General features: G+C 44.2%; 16 protein-coding genes and 1 pseudogene. 5 read left to right on the top strand and 12 right to left on the bottom strand.

Annotated elements, in window-relative coordinates; translation table 11 throughout:
• Nucleotides 1-72 (bottom strand): annotated as a pseudogene (locus tag ACTNBR_RS09495) (IS200/IS605 family transposase); the annotation flags it as partial.
• 162 nt (nt 73-234) lie between these two features.
• Here ACTNBR_RS09495 and ACTNBR_RS09490 point away from each other — a divergent pair.
• Both ACTNBR_RS09490 and ACTNBR_RS09485 read left to right on the top strand, forming a co-directional pair.
• Nucleotides 235-546, top strand: a complete 312-nt coding sequence (locus tag ACTNBR_RS09490; RefSeq protein ID WP_427806816.1) for a citrate lyase holo-[acyl-carrier protein] synthase — start codon at nt 235-237, stop codon at nt 544-546.
• Nucleotides 485-736, top strand: a complete 252-nt coding sequence (locus tag ACTNBR_RS09485; RefSeq protein ID WP_427806815.1) for a citrate lyase holo-[acyl-carrier protein] synthase — start codon at nt 485-487, stop codon at nt 734-736. Before ACTNBR_RS09490 ends, ACTNBR_RS09485 begins: the two co-directional genes overlap by 62 nt.
• A gap of 55 nt (nt 737-791) precedes the next feature.
• Here the strand turns inward: ACTNBR_RS09485 and ACTNBR_RS09480 are convergent, their stop codons facing one another.
• On the bottom strand, nt 792-2174 hold the full coding sequence (locus ACTNBR_RS09480; protein ID WP_427806814.1) for a citrate/2-methylcitrate synthase: 1383 nt from the start codon (nt 2172-2174) through the stop codon (nt 792-794).
• A gap of 273 nt (nt 2175-2447) precedes the next feature.
• Here ACTNBR_RS09480 and ACTNBR_RS09475 point away from each other — a divergent pair, with 273 nt between their 5' ends.
• Complete coding sequence (locus tag ACTNBR_RS09475; RefSeq protein WP_427806813.1) at nt 2448-2825, top strand: hypothetical protein; 378 nt, start codon at nt 2448-2450, stop codon at nt 2823-2825.
• A gap of 219 nt (nt 2826-3044) precedes the next feature.
• Here the strand turns inward: ACTNBR_RS09475 and ACTNBR_RS09470 are convergent, their stop codons facing one another.
• From ACTNBR_RS09470 to ACTNBR_RS09450, 5 genes are read right to left on the bottom strand one after another with little or no spacing between them, the layout of a single operon-like run.
• Nucleotides 3045-3737 carry a response regulator gene (locus ACTNBR_RS09470; RefSeq protein WP_427806812.1) on the bottom strand — a complete coding sequence of 231 codons (693 nt, stop codon included), beginning with the start codon at nt 3735-3737 and terminating at the stop codon, nt 3045-3047.
• The gene (locus tag ACTNBR_RS09465) at nt 3727-4800 is read right to left on the bottom strand and encodes a sensor histidine kinase (RefSeq protein WP_427806811.1); all 1074 of its coding nucleotides are present in this window, start codon (nt 4798-4800) and stop codon (nt 3727-3729) included. The genes ACTNBR_RS09470 and ACTNBR_RS09465 overlap by 11 nt, the downstream gene beginning before the upstream one ends.
• Before the next feature lie 5 nt (nt 4801-4805).
• On the bottom strand, nt 4806-5462 hold the full coding sequence (locus tag ACTNBR_RS09460; protein ID WP_427806810.1) for a potassium channel family protein: 657 nt from the start codon (nt 5460-5462) through the stop codon (nt 4806-4808).
• A gap of 21 nt (nt 5463-5483) precedes the next feature.
• Nucleotides 5484-6827, bottom strand: coding sequence for a TrkH family potassium uptake protein (locus tag ACTNBR_RS09455; protein ID WP_427806808.1), 1344 nt, complete (start codon nt 6825-6827; stop codon nt 5484-5486).
• Nucleotides 6824-6976, bottom strand: coding sequence for a hypothetical protein (locus ACTNBR_RS09450; RefSeq protein ID WP_427806807.1), 153 nt, complete (start codon nt 6974-6976; stop codon nt 6824-6826). Before ACTNBR_RS09450 ends, ACTNBR_RS09455 begins: the two co-directional genes overlap by 4 nt.
• 248 nt (nt 6977-7224) lie before the next feature.
• Here ACTNBR_RS09450 and pepT point away from each other — a divergent pair, with 248 nt between their 5' ends.
• Nucleotides 7225-8442, top strand: a complete 1218-nt coding sequence (pepT, locus tag ACTNBR_RS09445; RefSeq protein WP_427806806.1) for a peptidase T — start codon at nt 7225-7227, stop codon at nt 8440-8442.
• Nucleotides 8443-8492: 50 nt separating this feature from the next.
• Here the strand turns inward: pepT and ACTNBR_RS09440 are convergent, their stop codons facing one another.
• On the bottom strand, nt 8493-9440 hold the full coding sequence (locus tag ACTNBR_RS09440) for a D-2-hydroxyacid dehydrogenase (protein WP_427806805.1): 948 nt from the start codon (nt 9438-9440) through the stop codon (nt 8493-8495).
• A gap of 245 nt (nt 9441-9685) precedes the next feature.
• On the opposite strand from ACTNBR_RS09440, the gene ACTNBR_RS09435 reads away from it, so the two are divergent.
• A complete protein-coding gene (locus ACTNBR_RS09435) occupies nt 9686-10543 on the top strand; it encodes a YitT family protein (protein ID WP_427806804.1) in 858 nt (285 codons plus the stop codon).
• 654 nt (nt 10544-11197) lie between these two features.
• On the opposite strand, the gene ACTNBR_RS09430 is transcribed toward ACTNBR_RS09435, so the two are convergent.
• From ACTNBR_RS09430 to ACTNBR_RS09415, 4 genes are all read right to left on the bottom strand, one after another.
• The gene (locus ACTNBR_RS09430) at nt 11198-12748 is read right to left on the bottom strand and encodes an L-glutamate gamma-semialdehyde dehydrogenase (protein ID WP_427806803.1); all 1551 of its coding nucleotides are present in this window, start codon (nt 12746-12748) and stop codon (nt 11198-11200) included.
• 116 nt (nt 12749-12864) lie between these two features.
• Nucleotides 12865-13341 (bottom strand): signal peptidase II, encoded by a 477-nt coding sequence (locus tag ACTNBR_RS09425; RefSeq protein ID WP_441017877.1) that lies wholly within the window; start codon nt 13339-13341, stop codon nt 12865-12867.
• A gap of 3 nt (nt 13342-13344) precedes the next feature.
• Nucleotides 13345-13632 carry a hypothetical protein gene (locus ACTNBR_RS09420; protein ID WP_427820303.1) on the bottom strand — a complete coding sequence of 96 codons (288 nt, stop codon included), beginning with the start codon at nt 13630-13632 and terminating at the stop codon, nt 13345-13347.
• A gap of 32 nt (nt 13633-13664) precedes the next feature.
• A complete protein-coding gene (locus ACTNBR_RS09415; RefSeq protein WP_441017875.1) occupies nt 13665-15356 on the bottom strand; it encodes a S8 family peptidase in 1692 nt (563 codons plus the stop codon).
• Nucleotides 15357-15420 lie beyond the last annotated feature (64 nt).

Genomic DNA, 15420 nt, shown 5'->3' with positions numbered 1-15420 from the left:
GCGATATTTCACAACCATAATCAAATGATAATATAACAAAAATACTGAATGTGCATTATTATCCAAATCCATATTATAATCAATCCTTTCTTTTATTCGACTGATTATATTATACCACATCCGGCACCTTAGAACAAGTGTTCTCTTATATTTTTTGCAATTCATCTCGCCACCTAAAGAGGTGGGAGAATTCTTGCTATATCTTGTTAAAAGAAAGGAAGGTAGGATAAAACCATGCAAGGATACGAAGTAACTTTACCTGAAATGCTTGCCTGCCGTGAACACCGGGCACTTCTTCAGCAGGAACTGATTGCCAGATATCATTGCCCTGTTATTTCTTTTTGTATGAATATTCCCGGTCCCATCAAAACAACTCCACAGATACGTTCTGCTTTTGAACATGGATTAAAAATTCTTGAAGAACAGCTTACTTTACAGAAAATTCCGGTTTTAGAAGCCATTCCGATTCACGAAGTCACCGGAGATGAATGGATCGCCGCTCAAATTTCCTGCCAGCTCCATCAAGACACTTACTACACAGATTGAAGAAACGGATTGCTTCGGCCGCCTTTTTGACATCGATGTAATTGACATCACCGGCGAAAAGCTCTCCAGACCCATCTATCGCAAATGTCTGATCTGCGGCAGACAGGCGCAGGAATGTGCCAGTTCCAGACGCCATTCTGTCAAAGAAATGCAGGATAAAATTGAAGAAATTCTTGAAAAAGGGATGTAGCTTAAAGCCACATCCCTTTTTTAATATTTCCTATATGATAAATCTATAAATCATTCTAACCCCGATCTTCCATCGCCACAAAATCTTCATGATGCCCCACATATTTATAGGCAGGACGAATGATCTTATTGGCATTGATCAGCTCTTCCAGACGATGCGCACTCCATCCAGGCATACGCGCAATCGCGAAAATCGGCGTAAAAAGCTCTTCCGGTATACCAAGCATAGAATATACAAACCCACTGTAGAAATCCACATTTGCACATACATTCTTGAACAGTTTGCGATGTTCCATAATCAGCTTTCCTGCAAGCCGTTCTACCATTTCATAAAGTTCGAACTCTTCTGTACGTCCCTTTTCTTCTGCCAGTTCCTTCGCAAATTTCTTCAAAATCACTTCTCTTGGATCAGACAGCGTATACACTGCATGTCCCATACCATAAATCAGGCCTGTACGGTCAAAGGCCTGTTTGTCCAGAATTTTCTGAAGATAATCAGATACTTCCTCTTCGTTCTTCCAGTCCTTCACATTGGCCTTGATATCTTCAAACATCTTCTGCACTTTCAGATTCGCGCCACCGTGACGCGGCCCTTTCAAAGATCCAATGGACGCTGCCACAGAGGAATATGTATCGGTTCCTGACGAAGAAACAACGTGCGTCGTAAATGTTGAGTTATTACCACCACCATGCTCTGCATGCAGAATCAGCGCAATATCCAGGACTTTTGCCTCGAGCTCTGTATAGTCACCATCCGGTCTGAGCATCAGAAGCATATTTTCTGCAAGTGACAGTCCTTTCCTCGGATTTTTAATAAAAAGTGAATCATCCTTCCTGAAATGACGATAAGCGTGATACGAATATACCGCAATCAGTGGAAGTTTTGCAATCAAACTCAACGACTGACGCAGCACATTATCCGGTGAAATATTTTCCGGATCTGAATCATAGGTATAAAGCGTCAAAATGCATCTTTGCATAGAGTTCATAATATTCGCATTGGATGCCTTCATGACTACATCGCGAACAAATCTACCGCTTAGATTTTCAAGTTCGAACATTACTTTTAGAAACATATCCAGTTCTTCTTTAGTAGGAAGCTTACCAAACAAAAGCAGATAAATCGTTTCTTCAAATCCAAACCGTCTTCCTTCCAGCCCCTTCACAAGATCATTAACATTGATCCCTTGATAATAAAGCGTCCCTTCCGCCGGAATTCTCCTTCCGTTTATCAGATTAAAGCCGCTTACATCAGACACTTCGGTCAACCCTGTCAGTACACCCTTACCGGCAGAGTCACGCAATCCTCTTTTTACATCATATTCTATATACAGGTTCGGGTCGATATGATGCATCTTCATCAATTCTTCTGTAAGGACTTCCATATCTTTTTTCAGTATACTTGGTTCTTCCATATCCATCATTTCATTCTCTGCCATATACGTACCTCCTGTTTAAACAAAATTTCTTATTATTCTACACGAAACTTCATAAGAATACAATCACTTTTTGCAATTTCCATGCTATTTTTATGCATAATTTTAATTTTTTATCAGAAAACGCAACTAAAATCATTGTCTTTCTGCAATCGCAACGGATTTTTCCGGCATTTTATCTTGTTTTCACCCACGAACTTTCTGTGAATTTTTTTAATATCTCTTGTGTCTTTTCCAGAAACATATTAGAATAAAAGCACTGGAGGAGGTGTTAATATGAATGAAGAAACCAAAAAGATCCAGAATGATAATGCAGAAATATTTGACAACGATTTTGAAGTAACCTGTGACGGTGATTTTCCTGATCTACCTTCGGACCTTGGAAATGATGCCTATAAAGATGTACTATCAAAGTTATCCGAACTGGATGATGAAGAGAGTATCGATTACCTGGAAGTAAATAAAACAAGAACCCTCCCATTTTCGAAAACGGTTCAGGATTACATGAAATCAGACAGCAAGACTTCCGATCCAGATCAAACATCGAAAAACAGTTCTGCCGGAAAACGTTTTCTCAGCAACGAGTGGTTGTATGCCACTGTTTTTGTCGTTGTCCTTATCATTTTAGCTGCTCTTGCTTACATGATCCGCTGATGCAAAAGACAGAAAGTGCCATCTCTTTATCGGAGATTTCACTTTCATTTTAGATTATTTATTAGAAACGTCTATCAGAATTGAATAAGATTTATCTCCTTTGATTGGATTTCGTGATGCATCTTTTTATATTACAACTATAGCACAAAATGCTCCGTATTGGAGCATTTTGACATATTTCGATACTATACTACAAAAAAAGAGTTTTTTCGATACACGCTATCCCTTAAACCGATATCCAACTCCGACTTCTGTCAGAATAAACTGCGGATTTGTCGGCTCTTTCTCAATCTTTCTTCTCAGAGCCGCCATAAACACCCTGAGATTTCCTGACTCAACTCCTTGACTGCTTCCCCATATCTCACTCAGAATATACCGGTGTGTCAGAACCTTTCCCCGGTTTTCGATCAGAAGATTCAGGATCTTATATTCCAATGGCGTCAAATGCACTTCATCACCGTCAATCATGACCAGATGCTTTTCCCTATCCACCGTCAGGTAATCACATACAAAAACAGGATCAGTTTCTTCCTGCTGCTGAACAGAACTTTTTCGAAGGCCAACCCGAATTCTCGCCATCAGCTCTCCCATATAAAATGGCTTTGTCACATAATCATCTGCCCCCATATCCAGTGCCTCAATCTTCTGCTGTTCTTCCTGACGGGCACTGACCACAATAATTGGAATCTGTGAGATCTCCCGGACTGCTTTCAGTACATCCATGCCGTCTCCATCCGGAAGTCCCAGATCAAGAATAACCATATCCGGACGATTTGCATAAAAAAGACTGATTGCCTCCTCAACCGTCTTAGCGATATAAAAGCCATAATTTTCTTTCTTTAGACTCATTGAAATAAAATTAATGATGTATTTATCATCCTCAACGAGTAAAATATGTCGTTTATCTTCCATCCGTATTCACCTGCTCTGCATTCAGCCAGAACACAAAACGTGCTCCGCCTTCCTTTCGGTTTTCTGCGTAAATTTCTCCTCCGTGTGCTTCAATAACAGCACGACAAATAGCAAGCCCGAGACCGATGCCGCGTTTACCATCTTCTCTGCCTGCTCCCTGTGTAATAAATTCGTCGAAAATATTTGGTAGTATTTCTTCCGAAATTCCCTCTCCTTCATCCTCGACAGCAAAAAACATTTTTTCTTTTTCATAGGAAACCGTGATCCAAATCCGGTCTCCCTCAACTGTATGCTTCATGGCGTTGTCAAGAAGATTAATGATCACCTGTACCATCATCCTTCCATCCATAGAGGCCACGACCAGTTCATCTGGCAGTTTTACTTCAAACTGCCTCTTATCACGCAGGCCGATGACATGCGTTGCCGCCTCATAAATGATGTCATCCACTACTTCCGGCTGTTTTGTGATAAAGGACTGACCGCTCTCAATCTTAGTCATACTCAGGATATTCTCCATCGTCTTCATAAGCCAGACTGCCTGCTCCTGTATCTCTCCCGCCAGTTCCTTTCTCATACCGGCATCCATTTCTTCCGCCTCAACCAAAAGTCCGGCATCCCCCAGAATGCCGGTAAGTGGTGTTCTGAAATCGTGTGAAATACTTCGAAGCATACTGCTCTTCAGCCGTTCTCGCTCCATCTGCGCTTTTGTGTCTTCTGTGATCTTCATCTGTTTTCTGAAGCGCACCGTTAGACTCGATGATATAAATGCCGCCACCAGAAAGAAGACCATCAACACAACATCATTCTGATTCATAATCGCAAATGTATGTACAGGAATCGTAAAGAAATAATTGAACATCAATACACTAAGAACTGCAGCCAGTGCACCATAAAAATACCCGGTCGTACAGACTGTGACCAGAAGCACACCCACAATGTAGATCATGAGTACATTTTCTTTTCCGATTCCCGCTTCTGCAAGCACGATAGAAAATCCTGTAGCAAGCAGCAGGATTCCGATAGATCGCCCTGCATACTTTATTACTTCTTTTTTTCTATTCATGCTTACTATTTTCCCATACTGGCAAGTAACCTGTCAATATCTTTTGTAAGTCCGACCACCATTAAATGGTCATCTGCTTTCATAATGTAATCTGTTCTCGGCAATACAACCAGTTCACTTCCCGCACGAATACCGAAAATATTAACATGATATTTAGCCCGAATATTCGCTTCACCTATGGTATGTCCGATCCACTCTTTTTTAGGCTGAATCTCAAATATTGAATAATCCTTACTGAGTTCAAAATAATCAAACACATGATTTGCACTGTATTTTACTGCCAGACGTTCTGCAATATCGCGGTCCGGATAAAACACCTCGTCCGCTCCGTTTCGTAGCAGGAATTTAGCATGAATATCCCGGTTTGCTTTACTGACCACATGTTTCGCCCCCAGCTCTTTCACCAGGCTGGTAATCTCCAGACTACTCTGAAAATTAGAACCGATACATACAAAGCAAATATCAAAATTCCCGACTCCCAGACTTCTTAAAACCTCTTCATTTGTACAATCTCCCACTTTTACCGATGTCGCTATGGAAAGAAGATCCTCTGTCTTTGCCTCATCCCGATCAATAATCATTACTTCATTACCAAGTTTTACCATATCCGCACACAGATGATGGCCAAATCTTCCCAATCCGATAATCAAAACCGATTTCATATTCCCTTCTCCTTTTCCCCATTATCCAATCGTAATCTGTTCCACCGGAAGTTTCACCGGTGCATCATGTTTATGTCCTCTCAGTGACAGTGCAAATGTCAGACTGCCGATTCTTCCGCAGAACATCAGAAAAATAAGTACCAGTCTGGAACTCTGGCACACCCCTCTGGTAATACCGGTCGACATTCCTACGGTTCCAATTGCCGAAAGCACTTCAAACAGTGCCTCTGAAAAAGCAAATACCGGCTGTCTCGCCATAATATACGTCACTGCTATGATTGAAAGAAACAAATTAGTACAAAGAACGACACTGGCTTTGCGGATCGCCCCATCATCCAATCGTCTGTTAAAAACATTACATCCTGATTCCTGACGGAGATTTGCCCGAACAAACACCAACAGTACCACAAGGGTCGATGTCTTGATTCCGCCTGCTGTGGATCCCGGACTTCCTCCGATAAACATCAGCACCATCGTCACAAACCTGCTTCCTTCGGTCAACGCCCCCGTATCTGTTGTATTAAATCCGGCAGTACGCGCTGTGATCGAATTAAAAAAAGAACACCAGATCTGTTCTCCCAAGGGAATCCCGCTCAATACATTATGACGCTCCATTATGAAAAACAATACTGCGCCTGTCAAAATCAAAGCGACTGTTGTAGAAATTACAATTTTTGTATGTAAACGAAATCGTTTCCACTCAAACTTATGGACTGACAAATCATCCCATACAAAGAATCCGATTCCTCCGACTACGATCAGTGTCATAACCGTTAGGTTGACAAGCCAGTCGCCTGAGTATCTGGTCAGAGAATTATATGCTCCCGTGCACCCCATCAGATCAAATCCGGCATTACAAAACGCCGAAACCGAATGAAAGATTCCATACCAGATTCCACGCCAGACCCCAAATTCCGGCACAAAACGAATCATAAGGATGAGTGCTCCGGCTATTTCAAAAAATGCAGTTCCTTTGATTATTTTCTTGGCAAGCTTAACGATTCCTCCAATCTGCAGGCTGTTGATACTTTCCTGCAAGATTCCCCTTGTTCTCAACCCGATCTTTCTCCGAAGCAGAATCGCCATATAAACACCCAATGTCATAAATCCCATACCACCAATCTGGATCAGGATAAGGATGATCACTTGTCCGAAAAGCGACCAGTGCTGCCAGGTATCAACCACCACAAGCCCTGTCACACATGCAGCAGAGGTCGATGTAAACAGTGAGTCCGCAAATGATGTCCATACTGCATCCCGCGAAGAAACCGGGAGCATCAACAAAATGCTCCCAGCCAGAATAATCAACATATATCCAAACACAATCATCTGTGTCTGCGTCAACTTTTTATAAAAAAACTTCATTGTATTTCTTCCCCTTGCGTATTCTCTTTCTCTTTCAGCGTATTCAGCGTATCAAGAAATGAATCCAGCTTTTTCATCAGACGCATTCCAAAAAAGAAAAGAAATCCTGCCAGCAGAAGAACCACAGCAACAGCAATTACCGGAAACATACTCTCACCGCCCCAACTTCACTCACTTATAACCAGTATTTCCCGAATAACAGGTTACATACATGATACACTGCCATGTGTTAAGATTGTGAAAAGATTCTTCGGAATGCGTTAATTTTATGTTGGTAATCATTCTATATTGCATTAAGACAATCTGTATTTTCATCCACAGCAACAGCCTTGACTAGCCTTTTTATTAATCGTATAATAAAATTCAAGAACCAGTAAAACAGAAGGGACGGAATACTATGAGAGCTTATGAAAGATTTTTAACCTACGCTGCGATCCGCACACCCAGTGATGAAAACAGCACAACTTCTCCTTCCAGCAAATGTCAGTTTGAGCTGGCAGATCTGTTGAAAGATGAAATGCTTGCAATCGGCATTGCGGATGCCCACGTAACTGAATACTGCTATGTTTACGGCACGATTCCCGCGACACCGGGTCTGGAGAGCAAACCTAAGATCGGCTTTATTGCACATATGGATACTGTTTCCGATTACTGTGATCACGATATCAAACCGATTGTACATGAAAACTATGACGGAGGTGATCTGGCGCTCGGGACCAGCGGACGTACGCTGTCTGTTAAAGATTTTCCTCATTTACCTTCGCTGAAAGGTCGCACCCTGATCACAACAGACGGCACAACCGTACTTGGCGCGGATGACAAAGCGGGCATTGCAGAGATTATGACCATGGCTGAGCGCCTGATCAAAGAAAATATTCCTCACGGAACCATCTGTATCGCATTTACCCCCGATGAGGAAGTCGGTGCCGGAACTGCACATTTTGATGTAGAAAAATTCGGAGCCGATTTTGCCTACACACTGGACGGAGATTCCGAAGGCGAGATTCAATATGAAAATTTCAATGCATGCAAAGCCGATTTTGAAATCACCGGTTTTGGCGTCCATCCCGGATCCAGCAAGGACACCATGATCAATGCATGCCTTGTTGCCATGGAGATCAACCAGATGCTTCCAGGATGCGAAACCCCGCGCGGAACAGAAGATTACGAGGGCTTCTTCCATCTTACAAACATGTCCGGTGATGTTACGAGCGCAGAACTTCATTACATTATTCGCGATCACGATAAGGACTACTTCGAGATGCGCAAAAATACCCTTCGTCTGATCGAGAAGGATCTGAACGCCAAATGGGGCGAGGGAACCGTCAAACTGACCATTACCGAACAGTATAAAAATATGTCCGAAATCATTGCAGGCTGCATGCACTTAATTGAAAATGCAAAACAAGCATGTGTAAATGCGAATGTTGCCCCGCAGATTCTCCCGATCCGGGGCGGCACAGACGGCTGCCAGCTCAGCTTCAAAGGCCTGCCGTGCCCGAACCTTGGAACCGGCGGTCATGCATATCACGGACCATATGAGCACATTACCGTAGAAGGTATGGATCAAGCGACCGACATTGTATTAGAACTTGTTAAGATTTATGCAAAATAGGAACAGCGAAAACGCGCCATCATCGGCGCGTTTTTCTTAATATATATTCCTTAACGTATTTCCATTTCGTTCTGCCATTCCCTGATCTGTCCGAGAATAATATTCATCAGTTTCGTCCGCGCTTCCACACTGGCCCATGCCACATGCGGCGTGATCAGAAGCTTCCGGCTGTCCTTGATCTTGAGAAGCGGATTATTTTCACTCATCGGTTCTTTGCAGAGCACATCCAGTCCTGCCGCAGCAATCTCCTCATTTTCCAGAGCATCGCACAAATCCTGTTCCCTCACGATCGGCCCACGCCCCAGATTCAGAAAAATGCTGCTCTTTTTCATCTTCCGGAATGCCTCTGCATCCATAAGCCCCTCCGTATATTCATTTAAAGGCGCATGTACTGAAACAATATCCGATTCCCCAAGAAGCGTTTCAAAATCAACCTGATGATAGCCTTCCTGAGGAGCGGCACCGGAAGGTGAACAATAGATAACCCTCGCCCCGAAAGCCTCCGCGATCCCGGCCACTCTTCTTCCGATATTTCCCAGACCGATGATTCCCCACGTCTTTCCCGAAATCTCATGGAAATGCTCCGCAAAATGTGTAAAGATCGTGTCATTCACATAGCGTTCTTCCTTCACGTAATCGTCGTAATACCGCATCTTTTCCAGCAGATAAAGAAGCATCGCAAATGTATGCTGCGCCACCGTCTCCGTAGAATATCCGGCCACATTTCTCCAGGCTATTCCTCGCTTTTCCAGGTACTCCTTATCCAGATTATTGGTTCCTGTCGCTGTCACGCAGACCAGTTTCAATTTCTCAGCTTCACCGATGGTCTGCTCATTGATCTGCACTTTGTTCAGAATGATCACATCCGCATCCCGAACCCGGTCAGGCACCTCTTCCGATTTAGTAAAACCATATTTTACAACTTCACCCAATGCATCATAACTGGATAAATCAATGTCATCTCCTATTGTTTTTACGTCCAGAAATACGATTTTCATATTCAAGTTTCCTCCTGCAATCTTTCTTTATCCTGTTACTATACTTATTATAGTAACACATTTTCCTGTCGGAAGTGTTGACATTTTCACATTTTTGATTGTATAATTGAGTCAATAAGAGCATTTGCGGATTATATTTTCCCTCTGGGGTCATGATATAATTTGCAGATGTTTTTTTTGGTTATAATCTAAATATACCTCGGAAAATTCCCTTCATTCCAGGTGTTTGCATAGGAGGAATTGTCATGAATAAAAAGAAAAACATGAATCTCGCCATTGATATTCTGGTGGATATCGTCGGAGGTATTTTGATCGCAATCGGGGTTTATAATTTCGCCGCTGCCGCCAAATTTCCCATGGTAGGTTTCAACGGGATCGCACTGATCTTCTATCATCTTTTCGGCTGGCCGATCGGTACAACTGCTTTGCTGCTCAACATCCCTGTTGCCTTATTTACCTTCCGTATCCTGGGACGAAGTTTTTTCCTTCGTTCGGTTCGTACTATTTTTATTACTTCATTTATTATCGATGCTATTGCGCCCCTGTTTCCGATCTACACCGGTGACCGGCTTCTGGCAGCCATCTGCTGTGGTGTCCTTTCCGGACTGGGCTACGCCATGATCTACATGCGGGACTCTTCCACCGGTGGCTCTGACTTCATTACGATGTCCATCCGGGTACTGAATCCTCACCTGACGATCGGCAACATTACATTCGCCATGGACGCATTCATCGTACTTCTGGGAACCGTTCTCGTATCCAGAGACATGGACAGCCTGATCTACGGTGTAATCGTGAGTTACCTGATGTCTATCGTTGTAGATAAGACCATGTATGGTATCGACCGTGGAAAAGTTACTCTGATCGTAACCGAACACGGCCCGGAAGTGTGCGCGAAAATCGATGAAATCCTTGGCCGCGGCTCCACGATCCTCAAGGGAATCGGAAGCTATTCCAAACATCAAAAAGATGTGGTCATGTGCGCATGCAATAATAAACAAATGTACGGGATTCGTAAGCTCGTAAAAGAAATTGATAAAAAAGCATTTCTGGTGATCATGGAATCAAATGAAGTGGTGGGGGAAGGATTTAAGGAAGAGTAGGTAAAATTTGAATGGGGTGGAAGATCTGGGGTCCGCGGCAAAGAGAGGGGGCAATCGCTGCGACGTTCCGGCGCCTGCGACTCCATGTGCCAATCTGTAAGGAAAACCGGCAGTCGGGGAACGCCCCTCCTGCCGGTTTTTCTAACATCTTGGCTCATGTATTCTCCGGTCGCTTCCACTTAACCTCCGCGATTGCCCCTCTCCTTGCCGCTCCCTCAAATGTTTCACACATTCGCAATTTTATGCGGCTGCGCGCCGCAAGGGCGCTTAGCGCATGTTCTGGACGGGAATGAGTTCCTATAGTCTGAATGAATCATTCAACCTAGTACACCGAAAAATAATCTTGAACCCTCCCCCCACCTAAGATAAGAGTAGCGTTATGAGGGAGTAACGTACAAACGCTCAACCTACTTCCGTCTTGAGTGAGCGCCGTCGAAACGAGGTTCGGGGGTGGGATGCGGAGGTTAAGCGGAGGGGTCCGTCAGAATTCATGCCAAAAAAATAGAGTCTGAGGCAGGAGACCCATTGGTCGACTGTCTCAGACTCTTAGATTTTTGTGCATGAAGTCGAAGGCCCCGAAGCCTCGGAGCATCCCCCCGAACCTCATTTCGACGGTGCGGACTTTCCCACTTCGTTTCGACGGCGCTCACTCCCCTACGACATTAAATCCTCTGTAATAGACTTCAGATTCAGGAAGTTTGTCAAATAATCGCTTGTTCCTGTCTTAGCATCGGTTCCGGACATGTTAAATCCTCCGAATGGATGCTGAAGTACGACTGCTGCCGTAGATTTTCTGTTGAAGTACAGGTTTCCTACCTGGAACTGTACTTTTGCTTTCATGATATTTTCGCGGGTTTCGCTGTATACGGAACCTGTCAGACCATATTCAGTCTGGTTTGCGATGTCGAGTGCTTCGTCGAAAGAATCCACTTTGATCACTGCAAGTACAGGTCCGAAGATTTCTTCGTTTGCAATTCTTGCATCTCTCTTAATGTCACGTACAACAGTCGGATCGATGTAGTATCCTTCTGCGTCACTGTATGTACCACCGAATACGATGTTTCCTTCTCCGCGTGCCACTTCAATGTAGCCTTTGATTCTGTCGAAGGAAGCCTGGTTGATAACCGGTCCCATCGGAGCATTGCTTCTTCCGGAAGCCTGAGCTTCTTTGAGTGCTTTTGCTTCTTCTACTACTGCATCAACGAGTTCATCGTATACATCGCTCATGACGATTGCTCTTGAGCATGCAGAACATTTCTGTCCCTGGAAAGAGAATGCTGCGTTTGCGATTCCCTTTGCGGCTTTCTTGATATTTGCTGTTGAATCAACGATGATTGCGTTCTTTCCGCCCATCTCGGCAACGACACGTTTGATCCATTTCTGTCCTTCGGAAATCTTTGCCGCATGTTCGTTGATACGGCATCCTACTGCTTTAGATCCGGTGAAATTGATAAATCTGGTCAGCGGATGTTCTACAATGTAATCTCCGATCTCAGATCCTGATCCGGGGATATAGTTCACAACGCCTGCCGGAATTCCTGCTTTTTCGCAAAGCTCGATAAACTTGTAAGCAACGATCGGTGTGTCGGAAGACGGCTTACATACGATCGTATTACCTGTCACAACTGCCGCCGCAACCATACCCCCGAGAAGTGATAACGGGAAGTTCCACGGCGGAACAGCCACACCGACACCGATCGGGATGTAGATACATTTTGTATATTCATCGGTCGGTACAAGTTCCAGACCTTTATCCAGTTCTGCCATATGCATTACATAAGAATTAATGAAATCAAGCTGTTCACAGAGCTCTCCGTCAGCTTCGCCCCAGTTCTTTCCACTTTCTTCCACATTCCATGCGTCAATGATGAAACGGTTCTCATCCAATAATACAGCAAGTCTTCTCAGGCAGCGGATTCTCTCTTCTACCGGAGTCACACTCCATGTCTTAAACGCTTCGTTCGCTGCGAGAATCGCTTTTTCTGCAAGCTCCTGGCTGCAGGAACATGCGTATCCAAGCACTTCTTTCGTTGCAGGAGATAAAGAAGTAATCTTCTTCTCTGTCTCAATTCTTTCTCCACCGATGATCAGCGGATATACACTGCCCTTTTCAGCATCAATCTGCTGAAATGCCTCTTCCATTTTCTTTTTATTTTCTTCAAGTGAGAAATCTAATTCTGCGGCATTCTTAAATCCTTTCAGCATTCTTTCGTACCTCCTGATTGTATACTATTATACAAAACATTGTAGCAATAAATATTTCTCGCGTCAATCAAATATATTATGAAATTATTCTGAAATATGTTCAAAAATGAATTTTTTCAGAATGATGATTGCTTTTCAGAGGTCAAAAATCCTATAAGCATTACGAGCGCGCCGCCGACAATTGCGAGATCTGCAAGATTGAACGTGATATCCGTCAGTTTTTTATGTGGTGTCCTGATTGCCAGATAATCGACCACATACCGTCTTTTCACGCGGTCGTATGTGTTGCTTACTGCCCCTCCGAGCATAAGCGCAACACCCGCTTTTTCCATCCGGCATCCCGGTTTCTTGAGCAGAAATGCCTGCCAGAGCATCATGATTCCCAGAGCAAAAACAGATGCGAGCTGAACGAACAGCGGATAACGCTCCAGACGATTCATGATCATTCCTTTGTTATGAACCTTCCGGAGTATCCCTCTTTTCTGCAGAATATTCCGTTCTTCATTTGACTTTACATGTTTTTCTATATACTGTTTCACCCCCAGGTCCACCCCTGCAACAGTCACGATAATAAGAAAACACAAGACTGCCATGCTCTACTCTCCTTTGATACGTGAAATAGTTCGATTCAATTCCTGAATCTTTTCTTCCCGTTTTTCGATTTCTTCACAAAAAGAAAGATATTCTTCTCCAACTTCTTCTGCATTTTTAAAATGCTCATACACCTTTTTCCCGATATCCGCAAAATCCCGGCTGTTCTCACGTTTCAGCGAATAGATATCTCCTTTCAGCTTCTGGATCTCCAGAGTATCCTCCGCTTTCTTTCCAAATTCATCAACCGTGTCGGAAATACGCTTTCCTAAAGTACTAAAAAAATCATCCATCTTTTGTTCTCCTTTCCCGATTTTCAATTCATCTAAAATCTCCGTATCTGTTCAAAGGTATGATACAGATTCAATGTTCCGTATCCCCATTCTCTGTTCGGATACGTTCTTCCTTCCTCGCGGTCTGCTCCAAGGATCAAAAGGTTCCTGATCTGCATGGAATCCGGTATTTCTCCGATTCTCACAAGCCATTCCATCAGAAGTGCCTCCACACCGGCGGTGATACCGACCGCCACGCTGGAACCGGACCGCAGTGAGATCTGTCCTCTCAGATTCACTCCCGGCACACGGATTCCCGGTGCCGCAAAATCAGGTTTTACCCGTTCAAGTCTAGTATATCCTCTTCCCGAACTGACCGCAACACCATTCTCATTTCCATTATAGTATGCCACAGTCGCCACAGAAACCGCATCTCCCGGTGATGTGATCGTATAATCCGGATTGGAGCGAAGAAAGAACACTTCGCCTTCCAAAAATTCCTCCACCGGAAGCCAGATGTGAAAACGTCCGTCACCTGCCTGAACTGCCTCGATTCGAATCCTCCAAATTCCGGTCAGAGGCTGTTCAAATTGCAGGAAAATCAATTCAGAATTCGTATTTTCCGCCAAAATACGGTAGCTTACATTCAGTCTCGTCTTCTCAAACACAAAATTGTAACTTCCAATCCCGCTTCTGACCGGTATCCGCCCACTCTGATCCCCGGTTGGAGAAAGAATCGTGACCGCCAGAATATTGGGAATCTCCGTCCATATCTCCATGACGAATCCGCGTACTCCCTCTCCCACACTGACTTCTACATCTTCTGCCCGTTCATCGCTCAGAGTCCCCAGAAAATGATGCCGTTTATCCGCCTCATTTCCACCTCCCGTCACGATAGCCGTCAAAGAAGCGCTTGAAAGCACTTCCAGATAAGATGCAAGTGGTGTGGCACCACTGTGTCCTCCCAGATTGGTTCCGAGCGGAATGCAAAGGATCAGTGGCTGCCGCCTGCCTGCGGCAAGCATTCTGAGATAATAGACCGCCGCCATAATATCGTTCTCCTGATAGCACGGCGCATCGGAATGAATAAAGTAAAAATCCCGCAAATACTGCTTGGCCTCTTTTAATTTCACCACTGCAATATCCGCTTCCGGAGCCATCCCCATAAATACATTTTCTGCATCGGCACTGCCGCACGCCACACTGGCCACAAAGGTGCCGTGTCCATTTGTATCCATTGTCGGAACGATTTCCAGCGGATGTTCTGACCGAAGTGCTTCATCGATCATATCCCTCGTATATTCACTGCCGTATGGGAGATATTCCGGCATCCTTCCGCTTTGTATCGTCTGATCCCAGATTGCAAGGATCCTCGTTGATCCGTCCAGATTTCGGAACACCATATCTTCATACCGGATCCCGGTATCAATAAATCCGATCAGAACCCCTTCACCATACAGTTCCAGCCCCGGAAGGCTCTGCACCCGTGACACGCCCACCTGTTCCAGCACTTCCATATCCAGAAGCGTATAGCACTTGGGGATAGAATAATAAGGGAAACGGTAAAGGGATCTTCCGTTTTCTCCTTCATTTTCCAGAAATGCAATCTGGAACGTATATTCAAGCGGAATACGGCAGATATCCCTCTCAGAGAATTCTTCCCGGAATCCCTTACTCCCGCTGAGAATGAAGTCTCTGTAATCCTCCGACATCACCCGCCTTCTGCAGATTTCCCGATCCGGCATATAACAATACCTCATATACTTTTTTCAAAATATATGAGGTATGATTCTCAGATATGCCGCAGAA

The sequence above is a fragment of the Bariatricus sp. HCP28S3_F11 genome, from assembly GCF_052065395.1.
Lineage (GTDB): Bacteria > Bacillota > Clostridia > Lachnospirales > Lachnospiraceae > Allocoprococcus.
Note: the sequence above shows the minus strand (reverse complement) of the source record. Positions and strands in the feature narration are given on the sequence as shown.

What these genes read in the sequence shown, in the direction of transcription:
- ACTNBR_RS09490 (WP_427806816.1), top strand. Translation starts at nt 235, where the DNA reads ATGCAAGGATACGAAGTAACTTTACCTGAAATGCTTGCCTGCCGTGAA.
- ACTNBR_RS09485 (WP_427806815.1), top strand. Translation starts at nt 485, where the DNA reads ATGAATGGATCGCCGCTCAAATTTCCTGCCAGCTCCATCAAGACACTT.
- ACTNBR_RS09480 (WP_427806814.1), bottom strand. Translation starts at nt 2,174, where the DNA reads ATGGCAGAGAATGAAATGATGGATATGGAAGAACCAAGTATACTGAAA.
- ACTNBR_RS09475 (WP_427806813.1), top strand. Translation starts at nt 2,448, where the DNA reads ATGAATGAAGAAACCAAAAAGATCCAGAATGATAATGCAGAAATATTT.
- ACTNBR_RS09470 (WP_427806812.1), bottom strand. Translation starts at nt 3,737, where the DNA reads ATGGAAGATAAACGACATATTTTACTCGTTGAGGATGATAAATACATC.
- ACTNBR_RS09465 (WP_427806811.1), bottom strand. Translation starts at nt 4,800, where the DNA reads ATGAATAGAAAAAAAGAAGTAATAAAGTATGCAGGGCGATCTATCGGA.
- ACTNBR_RS09460 (WP_427806810.1), bottom strand. Translation starts at nt 5,462, where the DNA reads ATGAAATCGGTTTTGATTATCGGATTGGGAAGATTTGGCCATCATCTG.
- ACTNBR_RS09455 (WP_427806808.1), bottom strand. Translation starts at nt 6,827, where the DNA reads ATGAAGTTTTTTTATAAAAAGTTGACGCAGACACAGATGATTGTGTTT.
- ACTNBR_RS09450 (WP_427806807.1), bottom strand. Translation starts at nt 6,976, where the DNA reads ATGTTTCCGGTAATTGCTGTTGCTGTGGTTCTTCTGCTGGCAGGATTT.
- pepT (WP_427806806.1), top strand. Translation starts at nt 7,225, where the DNA reads ATGAGAGCTTATGAAAGATTTTTAACCTACGCTGCGATCCGCACACCC.
- ACTNBR_RS09440 (WP_427806805.1), bottom strand. Translation starts at nt 9,440, where the DNA reads ATGAAAATCGTATTTCTGGACGTAAAAACAATAGGAGATGACATTGAT.
- ACTNBR_RS09435 (WP_427806804.1), top strand. Translation starts at nt 9,686, where the DNA reads ATGAATAAAAAGAAAAACATGAATCTCGCCATTGATATTCTGGTGGAT.
- ACTNBR_RS09430 (WP_427806803.1), bottom strand. Translation starts at nt 12,748, where the DNA reads ATGCTGAAAGGATTTAAGAATGCCGCAGAATTAGATTTCTCACTTGAA.
- ACTNBR_RS09425 (WP_441017877.1), bottom strand. Translation starts at nt 13,341, where the DNA reads ATGGCAGTCTTGTGTTTTCTTATTATCGTGACTGTTGCAGGGGTGGAC.
- ACTNBR_RS09420 (WP_427820303.1), bottom strand. Translation starts at nt 13,632, where the DNA reads ATGGATGATTTTTTTAGTACTTTAGGAAAGCGTATTTCCGACACGGTT.
- ACTNBR_RS09415 (WP_441017875.1), bottom strand. Translation starts at nt 15,356, where the DNA reads ATGCCGGATCGGGAAATCTGCAGAAGGCGGGTGATGTCGGAGGATTAC.